Raw genomic sequence first — 24,368 nt, 5'->3', positions numbered from 1 at the left:
CGATCTTCGTCATATCTTGCTTCTTCACCTAACTATTTTCTCCCTATATAACAGCTTTACGCTTCTCCTAATACACCATTCAAATATAAATCGATCAATTGCGCCACATTTAGCGGTTCTTCCACAGGTCTTTTCGACCGAGTGATGTAAGGTGCTAACACTAAGAAAAAATGCCTTGCTGCGATTTCTTTTGAAATCCCATTTCTTAGCACAGATTGGTTTGCTGAAAAGATTTCTTCAAAAGGTTCACGATAATTTTTCTTCCATAGAAAGAAAAGATGATCTCTTGTTTCCTTTGAAAGATTGCTTTCAAGATCGTGAAGCATCAGAAACAAATCGACCAGATGTGTCTCAATCAAAAACTGCGCCATTTTTGTCAAGGTTACTTGAAATCCCGTTTCGCTTGTTTGAACGATTTCTCTCAAAGCTTTTCCAACATCTTTTAAGTGGTTTTCTAAAACTGCCGTATATAGTTTTTCTTTATCACCGAAATAATGATAGAGATTGGGCTGGGTGATCCCAACTTTTTGTGCGATTTCTCTTGTTGAAGTGCCGAGATATCCCTTGGACATAAACAAGTCAGTCGCTTCTTTCAAAATTTTTTGCTGTGTATCTTTGTTGTATCGATGGACCATTTTTCCACCTGCTTTTTGGTTATTCTTTTTCTTTCAATACACCATCTTCCATCATAAATATTCTATCGCATTTGTCAATCAGCCGTGTATCGTGAGTAACCATGATCGTTGCTTTATTTTTGTCTTTTGATTCTTTTGCCAAGATATCGACTACTTCTCGTGCCTTTTCTGAATCCAAACTAGCAGTTGGTTCATCTGCTAGAATAATGGACGGATCATTGTACAATGCACGAGCGATTGCGACCCTTTGCCGTTCTCCACCAGATAGTTCTTCTGGATACTTGTTGATCAACTTATCCACGCCAAGCTGCTCAAATAATTCGTTTGCTTCTTTTTGACGATGTTCATGTTTAATCTTATCTACTAATAATAACTGCTTTTTTACTGTCAGAAAAGGAACCAGATTGGAAGCTTGCAAAATAAAGCCAATTTCTTTAAAACGTAGTTTAACGCGTTCGCTTTCTTTTTGATTACTGAATTCTTGATCATTGATAAATACAGAGCCACTGCTAGGCGTCTGCAATCCGCCTGCCAAAGTCAAAAAAGTACTTTTACCTGAACCAGAAGGACCGATGATTGCAACAAATTCCCCTTTATCGATACTCATGGTTGTTTCTTTCAATGCTTTAACTACTTGGTCGCCATCTTGGAAACTTTTTTCTACTTCTTTAAATTCTATTGCTTTCATGTTCTTCCTCCTTCTTATCCAATTGCCTTCAACGGATCGATTTTTACGATTGTCCGAACAGAAAATAGTGCGCCTAACACAGCTACTACTAACATCAACAAGCTAATGACGCCAAAAAACAGCCAATTGCTTTGGAATGGAACCGCATCAGGTAGAACAAGGGATGTTCCCACTGTTCCTAATAGACCAAGAAGAATACCAACAAATGATAAAATGAATGTTTGTGCCACTACAGAACGCGCAATAAATCCTCCTGTGATCCCTTGTGCTTTCATTACACCAAAGATATTAATCTTTTGCATCGTCAGTACATAAATGAAAATCCCGATCACAATAGCCGCAATAACGATCAAAAATCCGATCATAAATCCAAAAGTCAATACTTGCGCATTATATCCAGGTAATTCATTGATGAATTTAGAAATTTTGATCTGTTCTAAATCTTCAGGTAAATTACTGATTTTACCTCTGACAACTATTGCGTTAATCCGTGCATTTTCACTTGTATCTTCTTTTTCGAAGCGGATTTCTTGGTAAGCATTGATGGTTGTATAGAGAACTGGTGAGACATTGAATTTGGCATGATCCGTAAAGCCAGTTAGTTTAAACGTCTTGTCACTACCAGATAACTTAACTGTATCTCCTATGGCTAGACTATATTCTTCTTTCAAACTAATATCGCCTACTGCCTCATCATCGTTATCAAAAGCTTTTCCTTCAACAAGATTGGGCATGATGAATTGATTTTTATCGATACCGAAGAAGCTAACATTGATTTTTCCTTCTTCTGTACTGTCTTTACTAGTCACGACTCCAGGTGTTTGGGCAAGATACGCCACTTTCCCACCTTCGACTTCTTCTACTATCTTCTTAGTAATCATGGACATCCCTAGATTTGAATTTGCATCTTTCGAAAGCACAATCGAATCTGCCTCCCACTTGTCGACTGCTGTTCGATTATCTTGAGCTAAGCCATAAGCTAACCCAGTCAAAAAAAATACCAGGTAGGCGATCAAAAACATCACCCCTGCAACTAACGCATAACGTAACTTTGAATGCATAATTTCATTTAATGCTAAAAACATTTAACTCCTCCTCCTGAAATAATCATTTTATACAACAATTTTATCACTTGATAAATTTTTGGCGAATATTATGCTCAAAAAATTCTTCCGCTATTTCATTATATGAATTTTTTATTCTCGATTGATTAATATTTATTATATCCCCACACAATAAAAGACCGTGATATTTCTCACAGTCTTTTATCTACTCTATTGCTATTTGCTCTCTTAGCTAGTACTTTAAAAGCTAACTCATTGAGGTAGTGAAAACGAGAGGTGTATTCAGACAGAAATCCAAAATCCTCAACTGCTAGCTGTGGAATCGTAGTTTTGTGTTTCACGATATCCGCAAGCAGGTTCAAATCTGATAATAAGAATTCTTGGCTTATCAGCTGTCCGCCAATTATTTCTAATGTATCCGGATGGTAGATCAGCTTTGCATTTACTGTTTTGTTTTCTTCGTCGTATTGTGGAAATAGATCAAATTCTCCTGAACACGAACCGGTATTTTGTTCCAAGAATGGCGCTTCATCTTCTGTCAGCCCTACAGTTCCTAAAAAGTAGTCTATAATGACTGCTGCTGTTATCTTTTGTCTGAGGTCGTAAGCGGTTGGCTGACCACTCAAAGTTAGCGCTACTGCTCTTGCCATATGTACAGCTCGAGTAACTAAAGGTAAAAAGAGATGCCGTTTATTTTTGTCAAAACTGACTGGGACGATATCTCCAATCGCATAGATGTCCGGATCACTTGTCTGCAGATATTCATTGACTATCACAGTCTCATCCTCATACAAAGCCACTTTTTCTTTTAACAATGTCGTATTAGGACGAGTTTGGGCAGAAAAAATGACCATATCTGCCTTTATTGTTTGAGACAGAAGTTGTACGGATACTACTTTCTCTTCTGATTTTTTCCAATCGATCAAGAATTCATTTGGATAAAAATTTATTTGCTTAGTTTGCAGCTGATTTTGAAAACTGTTGATCATATCCTTATCGAAATATCTTGATAAAACATTCGGCATATAATCAACTAGATGAATAATGTATCCTTTATTTCTCAAAGCATCTGCTAATTCCAATCCAATGTAACCAGCACCGAAGATCACTACTTCTTTTGCTTCTTTTAAAGCGGCAAGTACTTGCTTAGATTGCACTAGATTTTTATAGGTGTAGACATTTTCAGCTTCAATTTGTTTATACAAGGTGACAGGAGAGGAACCTGTCGCTACGATTAATTTATCATAGGTTATGGTCTCGTTTTTTCCTTCTTTGGATGCGAGGATGAGCTGATGTTTGTCTGGATCAAGTTCAGTTACTCTCCATTCGGTGATCAGTTTTGCCCCACTTTCTTGAAGAGTCCGCATGTTATGGGCAACTTCAGCTAAACTACGTATCTTTCCTTTTAAATAAAGGTTGATTCCATTTGAAACATAGCCTAGTCCATCTTTATGATCTTCATCGATCAGTAAAACTTCTGCTTTCGGTTGAAGTTTTCTTAGATTTAGGGCAGCTGTGATGCCTGCATGGGAAGCACCAATGATCACGATTTTCATGTTTTATTCATCCTTAAATTCAATTTTTCTAAATAACATTCTTTTAAAAATTGGTTCAAATAGGGGAAATCATAATTATATTCGTTGCTAGTGAATACAAAAACTTTAGCGGACTTCTGTGACGGGTACTCTTTCAATTGGCTAGTCAAAATGATATCATACTGCTTTTCTTTCTCGTATTCGACTAAATCATATTTGATCGTATTCAGCAATTGTTCCTGGATGATTTCTTTCACGATATCCGCCATTAGCCTTTCATAAGGAAGATCATAAGCAATTTGCAGACGTAATTCTAACTGCTTGATCAGCGTCCGTAAAATAGATGCATAGCGAGCAAATAATTCAAAGCGGGCATTTTCCTCGTCTACTTCAGTAAAATCAACAATAGCAAATGTTTGTCTGACCAATCTTTCACATAAAACCAGGAATTGTTTATCTTCTACTTCAGTTAACCGCTGTTTTAATCCTTCTTGGCCAAAAATATTCATCCATCCTCTAAAATAGGCAAAATGAGCGTGATTTTGCATCACTGTCAACGCAATCTTTTGCGAAATCTCTTCTGGAAAAACATAAAAAGAGAAATATTCTTCTATCGATTGTTTAAACGTTCGATTCAATTGAGCTACTACGTCGTCTTTGTATTTTTCGCTTATCAAAAACTCCTGGACATGCGAGTTATGTGTATCTAATGTAAAGTTACTGATCATGAAAAGATAAAAAACCAACGTTTCATTTTGATTCCAAGGAAAGGCATATTGAAAGAAGTAACGGGTCAAAAATGTATGGAGGTCCAATAAAAATTGTGTCGTTTGAAACAATCCAACAGGAAGATTGCTATAATCTGGTTTGGATTTTTTCGTACAGCGCATTCGCTTCTTCATAATGGAAAGCCATATTTCAAATTTCAATCGTCCTTCTTCTGTAATAGCAAAACTAAACTCTTTTTGCAGCAGATCTAAAAAAGTGTTTCCTGATAAATCACTGTATTCTTTTTTGTTTTCAAGATAGGGACGTCCAAACCAAAATAATTGGAAATAAAAATAACGAATTTGACTTTCTGGACCGGTCAGCCGCCCGCTTTTTATTTTCAGATGAAACTCATTTAAAGAATCATTTAATTCCTTCACTCTGCGAGACAAAGTAGCCGAACTGATATTAAGTTCCATGACAAGTTTCTGCCGATCAAATAAGCCATTTTCCAACAGATAAAGAAGTATCTGATATTTTGTAGAATAGCGCAAGTAACAATGATAATAAACATCGACTGCTGCTATATTTCCATGTCTGATTAATAAAATATTCCCTTCTTGGATAACAATTTCCAATTGTTTGATATTTTCCAAGTTAGCTTGTAAATAAAACAGATCTTCTTTCAAGGTAGCCCGATCAACTGATAAGCGGGTAAGTACGTTATTAACGGAAACCTCTCCTTTTTCCTCTAATAAAAGTTGGAAAAGTTTGATTTGCCGTTGTTCATTTTTTTCAAGCAAACTGAAAAGTTCCAAGTCCACTCCTCCAAGCATTTCTGATTTTAACAGCAGAAGTTTCCTTCTCATCCTTGAAAAAGAGGATCTGTGACAGTTATCACAGATCCATACAAATTCTAATCACTTAGCTGGTTGGCCCAGCTGTCAGTTCCCATGTGACCATGCCTTGATACGTTGCGCCAGGTTGAGCATTCGTACTGCTATTTACCTCTAAGAGTAAACCATCGGTATCGGGAAAGTCAACGAGAACCTCTCCTTTAGCTGTTCCATCACTCTCATAAATCAACGTGTTTTGACCTTGCTGAATCAATTGCTTTGATCCAGAATGATTGAAGTATAATTTTGTTCCGCTTAATTCTTGACCTTGATCATTCTTAAATAAAGAAGTCAATGTACCTGTCAGTTGCCAAGGAGACGTGCTTGGAAGCCGAGTATCCCGCACATCAAAAGAAAAATCGCCTTTTGCTTCATAATAACTTGTCTTCAACGGTTTGGGGAGATCGTTACCAAATGTAAAATCATCTGGTACATTAACTAATGTTAATTCTTGTTTGGGGACAAGAATTGTTTTAGCAGATGTTTGGACAACTGGGTTAGGAAGCTTAGCACCATCTGCTAATGTAATATTGCTGGAAAGTACAGCTGCCTTTGTCAGTATGCTGACGGATTGTACAGAAGTATCTACAGTATTTAATTGATAGTTGTAAGTAAGATGAATGGTATCTCCTATTTTGCTCAATAGATCTGCTGGGACAGAAACTCCTTGTTGAATGCCGGTATCTGCGATAGTTGTACCATTTAATTTTAAGGAACCATTGATATAAGTAGTATTTTCAGGAAGTGAGATCGTGATTTTTTTGTCGGTTATCGCATCCCCAGATTTTGTTAACGTGAATGTCACATTTTCTTGAATCGTATCTCCTGATAGAGCAGACAGGGGATCTCCTGTCTCAGGTTGTCTGCTAAGGTTTTTTAGCTGACTATCTGCACTCACAGATGGAAAATTAGCCACTGTTATTTGAGGAAGAGTGGTGATTCCAGCTTGTTCAGACTGCCATTTGTACGCAAAAGACGGATACATGTTAGTAAGTACATCGTCCACCAAGCGATAATCAAAATAATATTGCCCTGAAGCCAATGCAGGTAGTGTAGAAGTAGCTGTATTTACACCCCCGTTATTTGATTGGATCGTTTGGAAAAGTTGATCTGTCCATCCTGTCGCTAATTTTTGGGTTCCTTTCGAATAAAGCCTGTAATGGATCGAACCCTTTTTTAGTTCAGTTGCTGACCAATTGGCCGTGACTTGGTACGATGCAGAAGAAAGGAGCTTTCCCCACTAACTATCGGCTGTTAAGTTTGTTGGTAAAACCGTTCCGTCTAGCTTGTACTGCTCCAATACCTTTAAAGCAACAGGAGAAAGCAATCCGCCTTGCGCATCTTTCCCACTGTACACGATATTGGCTGTCTGATTCAATCCACTTGTGCTTGCTGGAGTATGAGTCAGTATTGCTCCTTGTGTAACGTTTTTTCCTGTAAAATAGTTGACTACGCGATCAAAGCGACTAAATGGCAACTGATCAAAACGTCCTTCAGTCAGCCCCATCGTCAATGTCCGACTATTGGTAGAGCCTGGAAGGTTCTGGTTATTTCCATCCACGTATTCTGTGGTATCAGCAAATGTATTATATTTTCCTGTTGAATCACTTGGTGAGATGTAACTATTCCACGTATTTATCTCTGCACTTGCAGAAAATGCATATGCTCCTGGATTCAAGTTTCCGCCAGTTAATTTAGGATAAAATCTACCTGCAGCTGGAGCTAAAATCGAATTGAACATACGATCTTGGATAATATTATTCGAATCATAAAAATCAACAGAAAAAACGGCCTTTTTAGACATAGAAGGTTGTAATTTACCCTTGGTCAAAATTTTGTTTGGACTCGTATCATATTTATCTCCGTTTTCTGTCATCTTCGCGACATTAGCTGTAACATCAAATTGAAGCGGGATATCATCCACGTTGAATTCGCCTCGCGTAATAATAGCAATAATATCTGCCAATAGAGTATTTGTATCCCACGACCCCATCCCAAAACGCAAGGTATGGCTTCCTGCTGATAATAAACTTCCGCTAGTAACCTTGATGGGGGCACCGGCAATATACAAGTAGGCGTTGTTCCAGTCAATTGCTTTTAATACATCACTGCTTGATACATGTTCCGGCAAATTGATGATCGCCACAAATGCAAATCCTTGTGCAGTGATATTCACCAAATCAAGTACATTTGTTAGTTTCACATGGCTTTCCCAATGAAAACGGACCGTGCCACCTTTCCAAGGATCATTTGAACCATCGTTCAAATAAGTAGCAGTCAATTTAGGCAATTGGTTAGCCCCAGTTAGTTGGACAAGCTTCCCGCCATTGACTGCACTACGTCCACCATTTGGAGGTACGATATTTTCATACGTGTATGGATCATAAGAAATGGCAGGAGGCGTTGCTCCAACAGCTTCTGCCGAAGGTGAAAAGGTAAATATACTTAAAACAAAAAACGAAGTAAAAAAGAAGGAGCAAAAAAATGAAAATTTATTTTGTAGCAACATGTTCATCCTCCTTTTCCTTTCTTCTCCATAACAACAACCACGCAAGAAGCCATAATTCTATACCAATGATCAAATAAAGAAAACGGATCTTTTGTTCATTCGTCTCCGGGAATACGCCATGTTGATTAGATTCTTTATAAATCGGTAGCTGTGTCTGCTGTTTTGATGCGCCATTGACTGAACCAATTGGATGCGGAACTGGACTTAGATCATAAAATGTAATCATACCTGAACTTTTGGTATCTGCTTGGACTGGCTCTTGCCAGCTGAAGAACAGCAAACTTGCAATAATCCCTCCCAATAAGATCGATGTTTTCAACGAAATCACCTCATCATGTTGTTTCTCCTTTTTTCTTTTTCTTGTGGACCCACAAAAACAGCAAAATCAACCATAACACTAGAACTGCAGCAACCAATCCTGCATAAAGCCATGGGAAAGATTGTTCTTGTACTGCAAAAACGGAATTTTCATTTACTTTTTGTGCTTTTTCTTTTTTGATCGTAAAGTTTTGTGTAAATCGCCATTCATTACTGTCGCCTGATTTTGCTATGATTTCTGCGCGGTAATCGCCGGCTTTTGCTTTATCACCAGCTAAATCAAGATTCAAGTGAAAATTCGAATTTGGTGCAACTAAAAATGCATTAGACGTATTTTCAATATAAAGCTGATTTTCATAAAAGATCTTGCTCGTAAATATCAAATTGCTGATAATCCTAGGCTGAGGATTTTGGAAACGAAGCTGAACAGTTGGCTTTGCGTTGACCTCGTCCAAATCTCCTGATAAAAGTTTCAGATCCGGTTCTATCGTCTCTTGACTTTCTTGTAAAACGACTGCGAGATTATAAGCAATACGATTTTTGATTTGTGCTCCTTCTGTAGCATTTTCTGTTTCAGCTTCTTCTTTAGGTGAAACATGAATACCCGCTAATACACGTCCCTTAAAGCTTTTTGCTGGGATTTTCACTTCTATAGGTACAGTTGTTTCTGCATGTGCTGATACATTGATTTCCTTTTTCGCAATGAGCAAAACGTCACGGACATCAAACGGCAATGTCTCATCTAACGTTGGTTTTTTTTGACTATAATCGATCGTTCCACCATCACTCGTTACCGCCGGATTGACAGAGACCTCAAATGTTCGTTCTTCATCTGAAGAATTGCTGATAATTACTTCTAGTGTCTGATTTTGTTCCGGTGCCACTAATAAATCAAAATAACCGATTGCTTTATCTATTTGGTTCTCTGGAAATACCGGTTTGATTCCAAAGTCTCCTGCTGAATCCTTTGCTTGGCTGATTGACGGAAAAATGAAAAATAGACTTAAAATAGAAAAAAACGAAACAAACAGTCGTTTACTTTGATTCATTGTCCACCACATCCTTTCAACAACAACTGCGGTAAAAAATCCTTCACCTATAGTATTTTCACCGCAGTTTGTTGAATTTATTTCATACTCTATGCTACTGGGCCAGCCACGAGGTTCCAAGTCAAATCAGCCGTGAATGTTCCAGCTGCTGCTTTCGGCACTTTCAGTGTGATATTTGCTGGATCATAAACAGAAAGCCATGTTCCCAGACCTTGGTCTTTTGCTGCTGTAAATATTGGTGTCGCTGCACTTGCTTTACTCAACCCAGTTACAGTTTGACTAGTTGGTCCAGTGGATTCGTTATCTGACGTACTTTTAACAATGGATGTTCCAAAATCTAATTCAGCGCCTTGCAAAACTTGTGAACCGTTTACAAAATCTGAAACCGAAACTGTCACGTTCCACCCTTGTGCTTGGCCATCTGCACCTACACCTCGACGATCTGATACTTGGAGATAAGGTGTATCGTTTTTTGAAGCGTCTACTTGATACGTTTTTGTTCCGCTTTCAATCTCGTGTGTACCAAATGGCAATTCGGTAACTACATCCAGTGTTAAAGGACCTGTCTGGCCAGTTGCTGGATTTTCCGGATCTGCTGGCTCTACTGGTTTTGAAGGATCAGTAGGGTTAAGAGGCTCAACGGTATTTGTTGGTTCAGTAAAGGTAATATCTCCTTTTGAAGTCGCTTGACCCTCAGCAAAAGCTGGTGTTGCCAAGCCACCTAGAAGAAGTGTTGAAAGTAATAATGTCCCAATCATGTTCTTTTTCATAATAAATCACTCCTTTTTCTTAGTGACCTAAGTATAGTAGAGACAGTATGCAAAAAATCCTCATGAATTCATCCGCTTACTTGAAATTATGACCCTTTTTGTATAAAAGAGAAAAAAAACAATAAAATCGTTTACATGAATATTCTTCCTTTTTTATTAAGTATGAAAAAATATTTCAATTTTATTTTTTCGTTTCAAATTATTCTATTAGTGACATCCTTGAACTATAAAAATAGGAGTACGGCATCATCTGCCGCACTCCTATTTTTTTTCGTCATTTATTTCTTAAATAAAACGATTCTCACGCAATTTTATTTTTTTGATATCTTCTACTGTTTGTGTTCCAGCTAATTGCATGACCATTTCCAATTCTGTTTTAAAGAAATCAAACACTTGATGGACTCCTGTACTTCCTCCTAAAGACAATCCATAAATAACGGGTCTGCCAATAGCAACAAGATCGGCACCTGATGCGATTGCTTTGAAAACATGTTGTCCACGTCGTACACCGCTGTCAAACACGATTGGTACACGTTTATCTACTGCTTCTGCCACATATTGCAACGAATCAAACGCAGCAGGCCCCCCATCTAATTGACGGCCACCATGGTTAGATACCCAAATTCCACCAGCACCAGATTCTAATGATCGATAGACATCTTCTTCTGATTGAACACCTTTCACGTAGACTGGCAAATCAGAATGAGCAGCGATAAATTCTACATCTTTTGGACTAAGTTTTTGTTTGGAAGATTTATATACAGCATCCATCGTTTGGCCTACTCCTGATTGATAAGCCTGAACGATCGGCATTGGCAGCGGGAAGGTAAACCCATTTCTGCGGTCTGTTTCACGGTTTCCGCCAACTGTTGCATCCGCTGTCAATACGATTGCTTTTGCTCCATTACGCTTGGCCACTTCAAGAATATCCAAATTGATTCCATTATCTTTGCTCATATAAAATTGAAACCATTGCGGTGCTTTCTCCCCGCCTGCTTCTCTTATCTCTTCTAAAGTACAAGAAGCGTAAGAACTTGCTGTATAGATCGTCCCAAAATCTGCTACACCTTTTGCAGAAGCTTTCTCCGCCTTCACATGAGCTAATCCATGAGCAGCAACTGGTGCCATGATGATTGGTGCAGTCAGCATTTCTTCGTCAAAATGTGTAGTTGTATCGGGTAATTCTACATCTCTTAATACATGAGGAATAATCAAACGATGATTGAATGCCCGTTCATTTTCTTGATAAGTAAATAAGTCGCCAGCACCACTGCTGATGTAACCATAACCACCAGCTGGAATCACTTGTGAAGCCGCGATTTCTAAATCTTCCATATTGATAAAATCTACTATTCCTTCATTTGTACCTGCTTGATATGTTTTTTCCATCTAAATGCCTTCTTTCTATAAAAATTGAATGACGAACAATATGATAGCGTTTACACTTTTTATATTACTCTTCGACATTGATACAGGCAAATAATCTGTTTACATTTCAGCCATTCCAGATGTCACTACTCTGGAAGAAATGATTGTAATAAAAATAGATAAAAAACCGATGGGACTCTGACAAAATTCGTGTCAAAGTCCCTTTTTTTGAATAAACGGTGTTCAAAAGCCATTTTCTCGGTATTAAGCCCAACCAAACGAAAAATAGGAGGAGCTATTTTTGTTTGGCTGTTCTTATTACTTGATGCAGGGCAGCTTTTTCACGACCTCTGATTCACGGTGTTTCTTTTTCATCAACATTTTTACGAAATACTGTGGAAGACTATTGAAATAAGTGTGGATTGTTTCTTTGTGTTTCAATCGTTTCTTGCCATTCTTCATTTAATTTTGGATTACCGTTTTCTTCCTTGAACTCATAAGGTCCTAATTCAAAAAGCCCAGACAGTATTTGATTCACGATTTCATATAGTTCAGTGTGATCAGACACATGATTCTTGAAGATCATCTCATTATCACCACGTTTGAACCTCACATTCGGGCTCTCATGATGAACCTCTATGCATTTTTCTCCTTTTTTTAACTGACGGACTTCTGAAAACATCTCATAAATATCTTCTCCAGTAAAACCTTCAGCAAGCGCCAGACTGTCCACAAGACCGCCTACTGTCAGTTCAGAGATTATTGCTTGATTGGAATGTATAGCTTGTCGCTTCTACTACGCCACATGCATTGCAACCGCCTTCTGATAGTTCGCTTTTTCTAATCAATTGAACTTCTTTCATTTTCTCTTCCTCCTCTTAATTTTCTACTTATGTATTTTTATCACCTGACATAGGTGACTCCTATCAACGCTATCATGTGCTTTTTTCCTCAGAAATCCTATTTATCCATTCCATCTATCCCTTATTCTTCTACTTTTCTTTCTCTAGCATATAAGAGATACGCATAGTATTCAAGCAAGGATTGTCGATATAAAAAGAACAAATACTGCTATTTTGATTTCTTTTGGCTATATTACATATAAATAAAATTTATCATACCTGCTCTTTTTGACTATATCATCATCTGACTTCTATACTTCGTTTGTATTAAAACTTAGGAGGAATCATTCATGCTTACAGGGTTAAACTTATTAAATAATCCTTTTCTAAATAAAGGAACAGCTTTTACAAAAGAAGAACGGGCAAAATATGGAATCACTGGTATGCTTCCAAGTACTGTCCAGACACTGGAACAACAATCTGTTCAAGCTTATGGTCAATACTTAAGCAAACAAACAGATTTGGAAAAACGTATCTTCTTAATGAATCTATTCAATACGAATCGGACATTGTTTTATAAATTGATGGGCGAACATTTAGTTGAATTCATGCCTGTCGTTTATGATCCTGTCGTCGCGGATTCAATCGAACAATACAACGAAATTTTCTTGAAACCGCAAGATGCTGCATTTCTTTCAATCAACGAACCAGAAAACATCAAAGCAAGTTTGAAGAACGCGGCAGATGGACGAGACATTCGTTTGATTGTTGTGACTGATGCAGAAGGAATCTTAGGTATGGGCGACTGGGGTGTGAACGGTGTTGACATCGCTATCGGCAAATTGATGGTCTATACTGCTGCTGCTGGTATTAATCCAGCACAAGTTTTGCCTGTATCGATCGACGCTGGTACTAATAATGAAGAATTATTGAATAATCCCTTATACTTAGGCAATCGTCATGCTCGTGTAGAAGGCGAAACTTACTATGAATTCATCGATCAATTCGTTCAATCAGCTACCGAATTATTCCCAGAATTGTTATTGCATTGGGAAGATTTTGGACGAGGAAATGCTGCAGCGATCTTAGAAAAATACGAAGATCAAATCACTACTTTCAACGACGATATCCAAGGTACAGGAATTGTTGTCCTAGCAGGTGTATTAGGCGGATTGAATATATCCGGTGAACAATTGAAAGACCAAATAATTTTGACATTTGGTGCTGGTACTGCTGGTGTGGGTATCGCAAACATCCTTTTAGATGAAATGATCCGTCAAGGTGTACCTGAAGAAGAAGCACGCCAACATTTCTATCAAGTAGATAAACAAGGTTTATTGTTTGAAGATACAGAAGGATTGACTCCTGGTCAAATCCCATTCGCTCGCAAACGCTCAGAATTCATTAATGCTGATGAATTGACAAACTTAGAAGCAGTTGTAAAAGCGATTCATCCGACAATCATGATTGGTACTTCTACCCAACCTGGAGCATTCACTGAAGAAATCGTGAAAGAAATGGCTGCTCATACACCACGTCCGATCATCATGCCTTTGTCTAATCCAACAAAATTGGCAGAAGCAAAAGCAAAAGATTTAATAGAATGGACGGACGGAAAAGCATTAGTTGGAACAGGTATCCCTGCTGCTGATGTTGAATATAATGGTGTAACTTACCAAATCGGTCAAGCAAATAATGCTTTGATGTACCCAGGTTTAGGACTTGGTTTGATTGCTTCAACAGCTACACGAGTAAATGCTGAAATCATTTCTCAAGCTAGTCGAGCATTAGGCGGAATCGTTGATGTAACAAAACCAGGAGCAGCTATCTTGCCTCCAGTAGCAAAAATCACTGAATTTTCTCAAACGATTGCTGAAACTGTCGCAAAATCAGTTGTCGCACAAAACTTGAATCGTGAAGAAATCACGGATATCAAAGAAGCAGTTGAATCTGCTAAATGGGTTCCTGAATATAAATCTTTAGAAGATTAAGATCGTTATAGTAAAAGAACATACAGAAACTTTGTATGACGTCTAAAAAGAAAAAAGCGACTGCGGCAAAACAGCGGCCAGCCAACTCCTGCTCTTTTGCCGCTTTTCTTTGGCTTTTTTCATATGATACAGAATAAGAAAGGATCTGTAAAAATGGCACAAAAAACAACAACTGCAACTGCAGTTGAGGAAAAGAAAAAAGAAGGTTTTTGGTCCACAAAAATCACCGGCGTAAGTTTGCCACTTTATTTGATCATGGTCCTTGTCCTGATCATTGCAATGGCTTTAGGGAAATTACCGACGAATATGATTGGACCAATCGCAGTTTTGGTTATTTTCGGTAATTTATTTCATTTTATCGGGACAAAAATCCCTATCGTCAAAAGTTATTTGGGTGGTGGTTCCGTTTTTGCGATCTTCGCTTCTGCTGCGATTGCTACATTTGGGATCTTACCTGAATATGTAGTGAAATCCACAGAAAACTTTGTCAGCAATATGGGCTTTTTGGACTTTTATATTGCTGCCTTGATTACTGGTAGCATCCTTGGTATGAACCGTAATCTATTGATGAAAGCTTCTGTTCGTTTTATTCCCGTTGCACTTATTTCAATGGTCGTCTCCTTTTTTGCCGTAGGACTCGTGGGCATGCTTATCGGAAATGGTTTTGCAAATTCCGTTTTATACATCTCATTACCTGCGATGGCTGGTGGTGTTGGAGCCGGAGCCGTTCCTTTATCAACGATTTATGCAAATGTTTTAGGTACGGATGCTTCTTCTATCATTTCCCGCCTGATTCCTGCTACAGCAATGACAAATGTCTTAGCTATCATCGGTGCAGCATTAGTTGCTCGTGCTGGACAATCAATGCCAAAATTCAACGGCAATGGTAAATTAATGGAAAAAGGCGATCTTGGCGATGGAAAACCTCGAACTGTGAAACCTTCCATTCCACAGTTAGGTGTTGGTTTGATGGTATCATTGACTTTCTTCATCTTAGGACAAATTGGTAACTATTTTGTTCCTAAAGTCCATGCATACGCATTTATGATTATTATCGTTGTCATCTGTAAAATCGCCAACCTATTACCAGAATATTATGAAGATGCAGCTATCATGTTCAATAACTTGATTGTCAAAAACTTGACAGCAGCTGTTCTTGCCGGTATCGGTATTGCGTTGCTGAATCTGAATGTATTAGCTTCTGCTTTGACATGGCAATTTGTTGTCTTATGTCTGACAAGTGTTATCGCGATTTCAGTTGTTTCAGGATTTGTCGGTCGTTTGTTTGGTTTATATCCAATTGAATCAACTATTACTGCTGGCTTATGCAACAACTCGATGGGCGGAACAGGAAATGTAGCCGTCTTATCTGCAGCTAATCGGATGGAACTTATTGCTTTTGCTCAAATGGGCAATCGACTTGGTGGTGCCATCGTTTTGATCATCTCTGGTTTCTTGATGCAATTACTTTCTTAGTCAAAAAAACAAAAATACCTGATCATCAAGTATCCGCTTGATGATCGGGTATTTTTTTGATAAAGATTTACAGGATTTTCAAAAATCTTTTTTGCATTTTATCGGAATGATAACCGATGTGTTCATAAAATTGGTGTGCTTCTACTCTGTATTCTGCAGAATTAAGCCTTATTGCCGTTATTCCTCGTTTTTCGCTTCTTCTTCTACGCCAGTCATCAAAGCCTTTCCGATGCCTCTTTTTTCAGCATATTTAGACACAGCAAGTGCCATAATATTGAACATTGGATCGCTAAAAATCGATTCATAGGACTCCGCTTGTACATAGCCAGCTGCTTTTTTAGAAGTAGGATCTTCATAAACCAAGAAAAAATTTTTCTCTGGCTCCTTCAGCAGTTTCTTCATTTGTCTCACCGTAACGGTTAATGGTATATCATACCCTAATTGATCCGCATTGATTTCACGTAGTGCTTCTGCATCTTCTAAACGCATTTCCCGTAACATCCAAATCACCAGCCAATTTCTGATTTTTTAAAATGAATTTTTTTATCATAGTATACTTTTTTTTTCATTTAGAACAATATGTTTCAGTGATTTTGACTTGCGTTAGTCTAGATTCTCCTAATGTTTGTAAGATGACAAAGGCATTGTAACAATTGACCAAAAGAACCACGAGGACAATTACTTGAAAAATAAAGGTCACTTTTTTTGGAGACAAAATCCTGCTAAATTTTGCTCCCCACAAACCTCCAATAACAGCAGCGGGGATAATATAAAACAACATAGATAAATCAAAGCGCATAAAGCCACTTGTTAAAGCAATCGTTACCAATTTAGCCAGTTGAGAAAAGAAAATCGTAGATAGAGAATACAGCGTTGCTTCTTTTATTGGCAAAGCAAACATCAGCATCAGTAATGAAACATTGATGGGTCCACCACCGATACCTAAAAAGCTAGCTAAAAAGCCCAAGATCCCCCCACATATAAGATACCAAATCCATGACGTTAGATGAAATTTTGGCTGATGATGCTTGGTGTAGAAGAACGCAAAAACCAAGGTCAATACCGTCAAGAAAATTTGGATCAGCTGCACATGCTTTTCATTTTCAAACAACCGTAAAAAAACTTCGAATACAATGTTACCGGCTATTCCTCCAACTACAGCTCCACCAGATACCCAACCGACAATCTGCCAATTCAGCGATTTCCCACTTGATACTTGTCGCACTGTCGAAACAATAGACATCGTGAATACCGCAACCGTTGAGTAAAAAGAAATACCTGCAATAGAATGGGCACCGATAAGATCAAGAATCGGTTTGATCAACACGCCTCCGCCCATGCCGGAAATAGCGCCAACTGTATTTGCCAGAACGATCACCACAAAATAAATCAGACCAATCATATCATCTTGTATATCCTTTCTCTTATTTATATCTTTTAGCGATTTTTACTCTTTGCTTATATTATACAGTAAAAGAAACGAACGAGGCTTCGAAAGCTTTTCTACTTTTTAAGGAAATGTAGTACTAAACGAAAAGAGGTTGTGAAAAAGCTGTCCTGCATCAAGTAATAAGAACAGCCAAACAAAAATAGCTCCTCCTATTTTTCGTTTGGTTGAACTTATTACCGCAGATGCAAGCTTTTGAACACCGTTTAAGAAAGAGGTCGTGAGCCTGCCGTTCAGCTCCGAGTCACAAGGAACAATTTCAAAAAACAGCTTCTCATGTTTGTTGAATATTGTGACTTGTGACCGAGGAGTTGGCAGGAGAACACCGTTTAAGGAAGAGGTCGTGAGCCTGCCGTTCAGCTTTGAGTCACAAGGAACAATTTCAAAAAACAGCTTCTCATGTTTGTTGAATATTGTGACTTGTGACCGAGGAGTTGGCAGGAGAACACCGTTTAAGGAAGAGACTGTGAAGTCAACGTTTTGACCTGATTATTAGAGAAACAAATGGCAAAATAGTTCTTCATATTTCGCCGTTTTTCGAGCGAATGCCGAGGGGCAGCTGATTGAACATCGTTTATTTGGAAAAAGGGATTGTGACAAGACGTTTGTCACAATCCCTTTTTTTATATCTTATTAATTCATTCATTCTTTTGTTCTATTCTTCTTCTTCCGCCATGAATGTATTGAATACTTCTTCAATCATGTCCCATTCTGCGTCTGTTTCGATTTGTTCTAACTCGCCTTCTGTTCCATCTTCGTTTTCGATGTATGCATAAGCTTGTAATTCTACATCTTCATCTTCTGAAACACCAGCAGGATATAAAAGAACATAGTTACGTCCAAATTCTTCTTGTCCGTCAACTGTTAGTAGGATTTCATATAATGTTTCATTTCCTTGGTCATCCACCAATGTGATGTGTTCGTGTCCTTCATGGTCGTGGGAATGGTTATGTTCTGTCATAAGATTACCTCTTTTCTTTTATTATTAAAATAATTGCTTACCTGAGCCGTCTAAATAATTTTGTAAGATCATCACAGCTGCTAATTTATCGATGACTTTTTTTCGTTTGGCTCTTGAAGTATTTGCCTGCTCTACTAGCATACGTTCTGCCTGAACAGTGGTTAATCGTTCATCTTGATAATCAACTGGCAAGGAGAATAGTTCTTTGATCTTTTCTCCGTATGACATGGAAGCCTCTGCCCTTGGTCCGATGGAATTGTTCATATTTTTAGGTAATCCAACTACAAACCGGTCTACTTCATATTGTGCTACTAATTCCTTCAACCGATCAAAGCCAAACTCTTCTTCTGCTTCATTGATCCGAATGATCTCTACTCCTTGAGCTGTCCAGCCAAAGGGGTCACTGATAGCAACACCTACTGTCTTAGAACCGACATCCAAGCCCATTACTCTCATAAATTCACTCCATGATTTGAGAGGTAGTCCTTGACAATTACTTCCATGATCTCATCGCGTTCGTGACGGCGAATCAAATTTCGAGCATCACGATAACGAGGAATGTAGGCCGGGTCTCCAGAAAGCAAGTAGCCGACAATCTGATTGATTGGATTGTAGCCTTTTTCTTCCAAAGCCCGATAAACAATCGCTAATGTTTCGCTCACTTCTTTTTTGCGACTATCGTCAAAACCAAAACGTACGGTTTCATCTGTAAAACCCATGATTCTACACCTCTTTCCCGCAAGGTAATTCCAGCTTACCTTCTACAACCTTATTTTACTCGAAGAAAGGGAAAACTACAAACAAATATTCCAAACTTCCGAATAAATTAAGAAACACTATTTGTATGTTTTTTTCCTTTTTTCTGTAGTTTTATCAAAAGTACTCTTTTCATAAAGTATACGCTATATTTCTTTGAATGTATGTTTTTACACAATTTTTTCATAATATTCATAAAAAATTCGAATAGCTGCTACTAATTTTTTGTTTTTGTTGCTTGTCCTGTCTCATAATTGATCGTGTAGCCATCTTGAACATTGTAGATAAAGACATTGAATTCAATTTTTTTGTCTTCAATGCTTTCTGCTTCCAATTGCACTCCCCTGGCTACCAGTTCATCCCCCTCAAAATGAGGAGTGACACGGTAGCGTACATGATGATTTGTTTCTTTGATATATGCCGCAATATCATTTTCGTGAGCAAGCATGTATGGAGCATTCAACGAACGTGTCCCTGTCATCAAGTTTTTAATGTTGTTATTTTGACCAGTCAGCTGGAAACCAATTAAATGGCTGCGATTATATAACCATTGCCCGTCACTTAATTTCTTTTGTTTCCAACCTGTCGGGTCAATATACAAAGGCTCTCTCTTTTCAGTAGGGAACAAATCTTTTCCAAGCATAGCATTGGCTTGTCCTACTCTGTTCAATTTATCAATATTTGAATAGCTTTCCCATGTCCCTTTGGAAAGGCTAAGATCCTCTTTTGTAAATTCCGGCTGATTCCCATTGATTTCTATTTCTTGATGTTTTCCATCATATTCTGGCACATCCGCTACTTGAGAAGCTTGTGGTGTGGAATCAAAAATAGTTGTAATCTGCTGAAAGATATCTGAATCTTTTTGTGTGGTGGAAACACCGAATGCCCCTGCAATCACAGCAGCGACGATCCCCACGATCGCCTTGGTTGTTTTTTTGCTCATTTCTTTACTCCTTTACTAACAGCTCCCTAAATCTTAACATATGTTCCCCTATAAATAAATACTAGAAAGAAATAGAAACAGCAAAAAATAAAACCTGTTTTAAGATGGCTTAAAAATACAAAAAAGAGACGGATTCCTCGTCTCTAATCAGTCACCACTCTATCTGTAAGGTATTTATTATTATTCAAAAATTTTCTTCATACTCAAGACAATACACTGATTTCAAAACCGCTTGGTAAACGGTGCGCAAAAGCTTGCATCTGCGGTAATAAGTCCATCCAAGTTAAAAACATAAGAAGTTGTTTTTGCTTGGCTGTTCTTATTACTTGTTGCAGAGCAGCTTTTTCACAACCTATTTTAAGCGGGTGACGGGAATCGAACCCGCGACATCAGCTTGGGAAGCTGGGATTTTACCACTAAACTACACCCGCAATACAAAAACAGTATACGCCTCTTTTATTCCTTCCTCAAGTTTTTTTATTCTTTACGCTTCTGGTATGTTTTGTAGTAAAATAAAACTAATCAATCAATTATTGGAGAAGATGCTATGACGGGAAAAGAATTAGATCTGTTGCTGGACACTTGTTTACTCGCTGGGAAAATCATGATGGAAAGCAATGCGGAGATGTATCGGGTAGAAGATACGATGAGTCGAATTGCTTTAGCTTCTGGAAATTTCCGTTTGGTCAGCTATGTCACTCAAACCGGTCTCTTTATTGGTCTTGATCGTACCTCGACCATCCGAATGGAACAAATTACCAACCGTTCGATTAATTTAGAAAAAGTAGTAAAAGTAAATGATCTTTCACGTAAATATGTTGCTTCAGAGCTAACATTAGAAGAACTTTACTGCGAACTGCAAGCAATCGACCGAGACCGTTCTTTCTTTCCTGTCTGGTTGCAAATCGTTAGCGCGGCAGTGATCAGTGGAACAATTATGGTGTTATTTGGCGGAAAGATGACCGATTTACCTGTAACTTTAGTCATTGGAGGATTGGGATACGCAGCTTATCTATATAGTTTGAAATTTTTTAGAATCAAATTTTTATCGGAATTTTTATCTTCTTTATTGATTGGCATAGCCGCTATCTACAGCGTACGTTTTGGCTTAGGAAGCAATCAGGATCTAATCATTATCGGATGTGTGATGCCTTTAGTTCCTGGAGTTCAAATTACGAACGCTATCCGTGATTTGCTAGCTGGACATTATGTCTCAGGAGTTTCTCGCGGAACAGAAGCGATGATGACCGCTACGATGATCGGTTTTGCGATTGCTTTTATTTTCCAGCTTTTTTATTAGGAAAGGAACACAAGTATGGGGACGATATTTATTCAGTTTTCTTTTAGTTTTTTAGCGACTGCGGCATTTGCCGTTATTACAAATGTACCTAGGCGTTCATTGATTTGTTGTGGTCTTTCTGGTGCTTTTGGCTGGATGATCTACTGGATCTGTGTTCAAATAGGCGGATCTGCTGCTTTTGGTTCATTGCTTGGTTCTTTAGGAGTAGCATTCATCAGCGATCTTTTCTCTAAACGTTTGAAAATGCCCGTAACGATTTTCAATATTCCCGGGATGGTTCCTCTAGTCCCTGGTGGTTTAGCTTATCAAGCGGTTCGGAATCTCGTTACTGAATCCTATCGAGAAGCGGCTCATTATGCGGTCCAAGCAATTATGATTGCTGGAGCAATCGCTTTAGGTCTTGTATTATCAGAAGTCTTTAACCATAACATCCGTAATTTCAAAGTAAAGCGTGACGCAATCATGATGAAACGAAAAAAACGGCTTTTTAAATAAACGAAGTGTAACAAAGAAAAGGTTGTGAAAGAGACGTTCAGCCTTGAGCGATGACAAAATATCTCACAAACATTGCGACAAGTAACCGCAGGAGCAATAAGAAGTAATTATGAGTATTAAAAAAAGTTTTGTAAAAATAGCTTCTCACATTTTTACATAAAATTGACTTAATACTGAGAAACTGACTTTTGAACACCCTCTATCTGTAAAAAAGGGGCTGCGACATGATTTTTGTCACGGCCCCTCTTCTTTATTCAAATTTTTTCCAAAACGTTCGTTGATAATAAACGATCCATAGAGCGGAAAGTATTAGAACTAAACCGATCACAGGAATATTCACTAACCAAAATGGATAAAACAAAGCCAACATTCCGTATAAGACGATAAGAATAATACTGATGATCAATGAACCCATCATAGTTGCGACTAAACCCAAACTTCCTGAACCTCTGTTAAATAATTGGTTAATATTGGTCCAGTTCAGCAGCAGCAACCGATAATCTCTAGCGAAATAACGTAGTGACAATAAGTAGCAACCGAATAAAGAACCAAATAGCAAGCTAGGGATAAAAAACAAAGGCAGCTGAAAAGACAGTCCGCTTAATAATGCGATCCCACCAGTTAAAAAACTCTGCAATATCCATCCGAATCTGAACTTTTCTTTTAAATATTGGTTCATAGAGATTGGCAAAGAACGGATAAACAGAAAATTTTCTTGATCCAAAGAAATAAGATTACTGATAAAAGAAGTCTGATTAACTGTTAAGAAAGCCAATGCGATCCCTACCAGGAAAACAACACCGATTAACTTATTATCTAAATCAGTTAATTTTATTTCGCCTCCTAGGGCAAAAGCAAGAATAAAAATGATTGGAGTTAACAAGGAAGAAGAAAGAACTTGCATAATCAAATTAGGTTCTTTTACTAATTGAGCATTGTAACTAAATAAAAGCTGATGCACATTTTGGTTCTTTTTATGGGTTCTTTTTATTTTGAACTCACTGTTTGAATCAGTCAGTTGCTCTGTAAGCTTTGGTACTATCAGCTGTTTTACAGCAAGGAAAAATCCCAGAGCCGTGATAGCTAGTATTCCCCAACCCAATAAACCTTGTTGAGAAAGTGGCTGACTGGCAGCATCATAGAATGGCAATAATATCGAAATCGGATGCCGATCTGTTAACTCATTTTCAATAGTCCCCGTTTGATGATTCATCCACATGATTCCAGCAAATGCGATCAGCATCGAGCTGCCAAGCAAGATACTAGAAACTGTTTTTCTATGTTTTTTAAACACTGCTGTTCGAGCCAAACCAAAAACAATCAAACTAGCCAGACAAAAAAGAATAATCAAAAATAGAGAAAACAAAAGGATTGAGATAATGATAGTAAGCAAAATCCCTAGATCAGCTCGCCATCCGGTTAAAATAAACATGACTAGAAGCGGAAAAACAAAAGGGATGATGGTCAAAGCAACTACCAAAATCTTTGCTGAAAAAACCTGTCCTTGTCCAAAAGGCAGAGGCAAAAATACTTGCAGGTCATTTCCTTCAAAAAAGATATTATAAATGACTGATATACTTTGAGTTAAACCTAACATACCAAAAAGTGCCACGTAATAAGTAAAGAAACCTGGCAATTTAACAAAGTTCATAGCAAACATAGCAAATCCGTAAATCAGTAAAAAAATCAGCCCTGAAAAAAGATTTTGAGACAAAAGATAGATAGTTAATCGCTTTCCCTTTTTTCCTTTCTCTCTTGCTTTATTCGTGAGCTGTGGATTAACATATAAAAGATTAACTCGAATTAATTCTAATAATTGTCGCTTATACATACGGTCCATCTCCTGTCGCTTGCCTTCCAGCCATTTTCAAATAAATCTTTTCTAGCGTTTCATCAGGTGAGCCATTCAATAATTCACTAACTGCCCCCTGATAAATCAATTCACCTTTCTTCAAAATAGCCAGTTTATCGCATAACTGTTGTGCGGTATCCAATACATGTGTAGAAAAAATGACTGTTTTTCCTTTTGCGGCATGAGCCTTCATCATTTCTTTCAAATCAAATGCTGCTTGAGGATCAAGTCCTTGCAAAGGTTCATCCAATACCCAAATATCTGGATCTGGCAGCAACGTGCCGATCAAAATCGTTTTTTGACGCATTCCATGTGAAAAACTTGCGATTGTTTCATTTTGATGACTATACATATCAAAAAGCGCTGTCAATTCTGCTAAACGCTTTTCTTTTTTTTGTGTGTCTAATTCATAGGCAGCTGAAATCAAGTCCCAATATTCTCCAGCCGTCAATTGTAAAAAAATATCTGGGGAATCAGGCACATAACCGATTTTTTGTTTGATACTCAAGCGATTTTCCGTCAATTTCATTCCATCTACTAAAATCGTTCCCGATGATGGTTCAATAATACTAACTAAACTTTTAATCGTAGTTGATTTTCCGGCACCATTATGTCCTAAAAATCCAAAAATTTCCCCTTGTCTTATCGAGAGAGACAAGTCTTTTAATGCTTGTTTTTTCCCGTAACTTTTACTTACATTGATGAATTCAATCATTTCTGTACTCCTTTTGTTTGTTATTACTTTTTATTGTACCCTTCGTTATT

20 protein-coding genes, 1 tRNA gene and 3 pseudogenes are annotated in these 24,368 nt (G+C 37.8%); 4 read left to right on the top strand and 20 right to left on the bottom strand.

Going from position 1 to position 24,368, the window contains the following annotated elements; all coding sequences use genetic code 11:
- Positions 1-56: 56 nt before the first annotated feature.
- The 11 genes and pseudogenes from OS138_RS00665 to OS138_RS00615 form a co-directional block, all read right to left on the bottom strand.
- Complete coding sequence (locus OS138_RS00665; RefSeq protein ID WP_002295080.1) at positions 57-635, bottom strand: TetR/AcrR family transcriptional regulator; 579 nt, start codon at positions 633-635, stop codon at positions 57-59.
- A gap of 19 nt (positions 636-654) precedes the next feature.
- Complete coding sequence (locus tag OS138_RS00660) at positions 655-1,323, bottom strand: ABC transporter ATP-binding protein (RefSeq protein ID WP_002295078.1); 669 nt, start codon at positions 1,321-1,323, stop codon at positions 655-657.
- Positions 1,324-1,337: 14 nt separating this feature from the next.
- Positions 1,338-2,408 carry an ABC transporter permease gene (locus OS138_RS00655; protein ID WP_325069583.1) on the bottom strand — a complete coding sequence of 357 codons (1,071 nt, stop codon included), beginning with the start codon at positions 2,406-2,408 and terminating at the stop codon, positions 1,338-1,340.
- A 170-nt stretch (positions 2,409-2,578) separates the two neighbouring features.
- Positions 2,579-3,943 carry an NAD(P)/FAD-dependent oxidoreductase gene (locus OS138_RS00650; protein ID WP_002323810.1) on the bottom strand — a complete coding sequence of 455 codons (1,365 nt, stop codon included), beginning with the start codon at positions 3,941-3,943 and terminating at the stop codon, positions 2,579-2,581.
- Complete coding sequence (locus OS138_RS00645; RefSeq protein ID WP_325069582.1) at positions 3,940-5,499, bottom strand: helix-turn-helix domain-containing protein; 1,560 nt, start codon at positions 5,497-5,499, stop codon at positions 3,940-3,942. The genes OS138_RS00650 and OS138_RS00645 overlap by 4 nt, the downstream gene beginning before the upstream one ends.
- Positions 5,500-5,554: 55 nt before the next feature.
- Positions 5,555-8,035 (bottom strand): annotated as a pseudogene (locus OS138_RS00640) (hypothetical protein).
- A complete protein-coding gene (locus tag OS138_RS00635; RefSeq protein WP_325069581.1) occupies positions 8,019-8,354 on the bottom strand; it encodes a hypothetical protein in 336 nt (111 codons plus the stop codon). Before OS138_RS00635 ends, OS138_RS00640 begins: the two are co-directional and overlap by 17 nt.
- Before the next feature lie 13 nt (positions 8,355-8,367).
- Entirely contained in the window at positions 8,368-9,402 is a 1,035-nt protein-coding gene (locus OS138_RS00630) for a DUF916 and DUF3324 domain-containing protein (RefSeq protein ID WP_002339017.1), read from the bottom strand.
- An 89-nt stretch (positions 9,403-9,491) separates the two neighbouring features.
- Positions 9,492-10,172, bottom strand: a complete 681-nt coding sequence (locus tag OS138_RS00625; protein WP_325069580.1) for a WxL domain-containing protein — start codon at positions 10,170-10,172, stop codon at positions 9,492-9,494.
- Between the two features lie 285 nt (positions 10,173-10,457).
- A complete protein-coding gene (locus tag OS138_RS00620; RefSeq protein ID WP_002296473.1) occupies positions 10,458-11,561 on the bottom strand; it encodes an alpha-hydroxy-acid oxidizing protein in 1,104 nt (367 codons plus the stop codon).
- A 382-nt stretch (positions 11,562-11,943) separates the two neighbouring features.
- Positions 11,944-12,403, bottom strand: a pseudogene (locus tag OS138_RS00615) (DUF4809 family protein).
- Between the two features lie 329 nt (positions 12,404-12,732).
- Between OS138_RS00615 and OS138_RS00610 the strand changes: the two are divergent.
- Both OS138_RS00610 and OS138_RS00605 read left to right on the top strand, forming a co-directional pair.
- A complete protein-coding gene (locus tag OS138_RS00610; RefSeq protein ID WP_002334102.1) occupies positions 12,733-14,373 on the top strand; it encodes a malolactic enzyme in 1,641 nt (546 codons plus the stop codon).
- Positions 14,374-14,526: 153 nt separating this feature from the next.
- Positions 14,527-15,849 (top strand): 2-hydroxycarboxylate transporter family protein, encoded by a 1,323-nt coding sequence (locus tag OS138_RS00605; protein WP_002301062.1) that lies wholly within the window; start codon positions 14,527-14,529, stop codon positions 15,847-15,849.
- A gap of 67 nt (positions 15,850-15,916) precedes the next feature.
- Here the strand turns inward: OS138_RS00605 and OS138_RS00600 are convergent.
- From OS138_RS00600 to OS138_RS00570, 7 genes and pseudogenes are all read right to left on the bottom strand, one after another.
- Positions 15,917-16,350, bottom strand: a pseudogene (locus OS138_RS00600) (GNAT family N-acetyltransferase).
- A 64-nt stretch (positions 16,351-16,414) separates the two neighbouring features.
- Positions 16,415-17,251 carry a sulfite exporter TauE/SafE family protein gene (locus tag OS138_RS00595; protein WP_002325086.1) on the bottom strand — a complete coding sequence of 279 codons (837 nt, stop codon included), beginning with the start codon at positions 17,249-17,251 and terminating at the stop codon, positions 16,415-16,417.
- A gap of 700 nt (positions 17,252-17,951) precedes the next feature.
- Entirely contained in the window at positions 17,952-18,257 is a 306-nt protein-coding gene (locus tag OS138_RS00590) for a DUF1292 domain-containing protein (protein WP_002290887.1), read from the bottom strand.
- Positions 18,258-18,281: 24 nt separating this feature from the next.
- Positions 18,282-18,713 carry a Holliday junction resolvase RuvX gene (gene ruvX, locus OS138_RS00585; RefSeq protein WP_002296503.1) on the bottom strand — a complete coding sequence of 144 codons (432 nt, stop codon included), beginning with the start codon at positions 18,711-18,713 and terminating at the stop codon, positions 18,282-18,284.
- Entirely contained in the window at positions 18,710-18,976 is a 267-nt protein-coding gene (locus tag OS138_RS00580) for an IreB family regulatory phosphoprotein (RefSeq protein WP_002290885.1), read from the bottom strand. Before OS138_RS00580 ends, ruvX begins: the two co-directional genes overlap by 4 nt.
- 254 nt (positions 18,977-19,230) lie before the next feature.
- Positions 19,231-19,956, bottom strand: coding sequence for a DNA/RNA non-specific endonuclease (locus OS138_RS00575; RefSeq protein WP_002300763.1), 726 nt, complete (start codon positions 19,954-19,956; stop codon positions 19,231-19,233).
- A gap of 360 nt (positions 19,957-20,316) precedes the next feature.
- Positions 20,317-20,387: transfer RNA gene (locus tag OS138_RS00570), tRNA-Gly, on the bottom strand.
- 116 nt (positions 20,388-20,503) lie between these two features.
- On the opposite strand from OS138_RS00570, the gene OS138_RS00565 reads away from it, so the two are divergent.
- Positions 20,504-21,256 (top strand): threonine/serine exporter family protein, encoded by a 753-nt coding sequence (locus OS138_RS00565; RefSeq protein WP_002289867.1) that lies wholly within the window; start codon positions 20,504-20,506, stop codon positions 21,254-21,256.
- A 15-nt stretch (positions 21,257-21,271) separates the two neighbouring features.
- A complete protein-coding gene (locus OS138_RS00560; RefSeq protein ID WP_002289868.1) occupies positions 21,272-21,751 on the top strand; it encodes a threonine/serine exporter family protein in 480 nt (159 codons plus the stop codon).
- 250 nt (positions 21,752-22,001) lie between these two features.
- Here the strand turns inward: OS138_RS00560 and OS138_RS00555 are convergent, their stop codons facing one another.
- Positions 22,002-23,582, bottom strand: coding sequence for a hypothetical protein (locus OS138_RS00555; protein ID WP_002323596.1), 1,581 nt, complete (start codon positions 23,580-23,582; stop codon positions 22,002-22,004).
- Positions 23,575-24,318 (bottom strand): ABC transporter ATP-binding protein, encoded by a 744-nt coding sequence (locus OS138_RS00550; RefSeq protein ID WP_002287741.1) that lies wholly within the window; start codon positions 24,316-24,318, stop codon positions 23,575-23,577. Before OS138_RS00550 ends, OS138_RS00555 begins: the two co-directional genes overlap by 8 nt.
- Positions 24,319-24,368: the final 50 nt, after the last annotated feature.

It is taken from the genome of Enterococcus sp. E5-37 (assembly GCF_035726925.1).
Taxonomy (GTDB): domain Bacteria; phylum Bacillota; class Bacilli; order Lactobacillales; family Enterococcaceae; genus Enterococcus_B; species Enterococcus_B faecium.
This window is presented reverse-complemented; position numbering and strand designations above follow the sequence as displayed.

Excerpts from the sequence above, each read along its gene's own strand:
- OS138_RS00665 (WP_002295080.1), bottom strand. The coding sequence starts at position 635 with ATGGTCCATCGATACAACAAAGATACACAGCAAAAAATTTTGAAAGAA.
- OS138_RS00660 (WP_002295078.1), bottom strand. The coding sequence starts at position 1,323 with ATGAAAGCAATAGAATTTAAAGAAGTAGAAAAAAGTTTCCAAGATGGC.
- OS138_RS00655 (WP_325069583.1), bottom strand. The coding sequence starts at position 2,408 with ATGTTTTTAGCATTAAATGAAATTATGCATTCAAAGTTACGTTATGCG.
- OS138_RS00650 (WP_002323810.1), bottom strand. The coding sequence starts at position 3,943 with ATGAAAATCGTGATCATTGGTGCTTCCCATGCAGGCATCACAGCTGCC.
- OS138_RS00645 (WP_325069582.1), bottom strand. The coding sequence starts at position 5,499 with ATGAGAAGGAAACTTCTGCTGTTAAAATCAGAAATGCTTGGAGGAGTG.
- OS138_RS00630 (WP_002339017.1), bottom strand. The coding sequence starts at position 9,402 with ATGAATCAAAGTAAACGACTGTTTGTTTCGTTTTTTTCTATTTTAAGT.
- OS138_RS00625 (WP_325069580.1), bottom strand. The coding sequence starts at position 10,172 with ATGAAAAAGAACATGATTGGGACATTATTACTTTCAACACTTCTTCTA.
- OS138_RS00620 (WP_002296473.1), bottom strand. The coding sequence starts at position 11,561 with ATGGAAAAAACATATCAAGCAGGTACAAATGAAGGAATAGTAGATTTT.
- OS138_RS00610 (WP_002334102.1), top strand. The coding sequence starts at position 12,733 with ATGCTTACAGGGTTAAACTTATTAAATAATCCTTTTCTAAATAAAGGA.
- OS138_RS00605 (WP_002301062.1), top strand. The coding sequence starts at position 14,527 with ATGGCACAAAAAACAACAACTGCAACTGCAGTTGAGGAAAAGAAAAAA.
- OS138_RS00595 (WP_002325086.1), bottom strand. The coding sequence starts at position 17,251 with ATGATTGGTCTGATTTATTTTGTGGTGATCGTTCTGGCAAATACAGTT.
- OS138_RS00590 (WP_002290887.1), bottom strand. The coding sequence starts at position 18,257 with ATGACAGAACATAACCATTCCCACGACCATGAAGGACACGAACACATC.
- ruvX (WP_002296503.1), bottom strand. The coding sequence starts at position 18,713 with ATGAGAGTAATGGGCTTGGATGTCGGTTCTAAGACAGTAGGTGTTGCT.
- OS138_RS00580 (WP_002290885.1), bottom strand. The coding sequence starts at position 18,976 with ATGGGTTTTACAGATGAAACCGTACGTTTTGGTTTTGACGATAGTCGC.
- OS138_RS00575 (WP_002300763.1), bottom strand. The coding sequence starts at position 19,956 with ATGAGCAAAAAAACAACCAAGGCGATCGTGGGGATCGTCGCTGCTGTG.
- OS138_RS00565 (WP_002289867.1), top strand. The coding sequence starts at position 20,504 with ATGACGGGAAAAGAATTAGATCTGTTGCTGGACACTTGTTTACTCGCT.
- OS138_RS00560 (WP_002289868.1), top strand. The coding sequence starts at position 21,272 with ATGGGGACGATATTTATTCAGTTTTCTTTTAGTTTTTTAGCGACTGCG.
- OS138_RS00555 (WP_002323596.1), bottom strand. The coding sequence starts at position 23,582 with ATGTATAAGCGACAATTATTAGAATTAATTCGAGTTAATCTTTTATAT.
- OS138_RS00550 (WP_002287741.1), bottom strand. The coding sequence starts at position 24,318 with ATGATTGAATTCATCAATGTAAGTAAAAGTTACGGGAAAAAACAAGCA.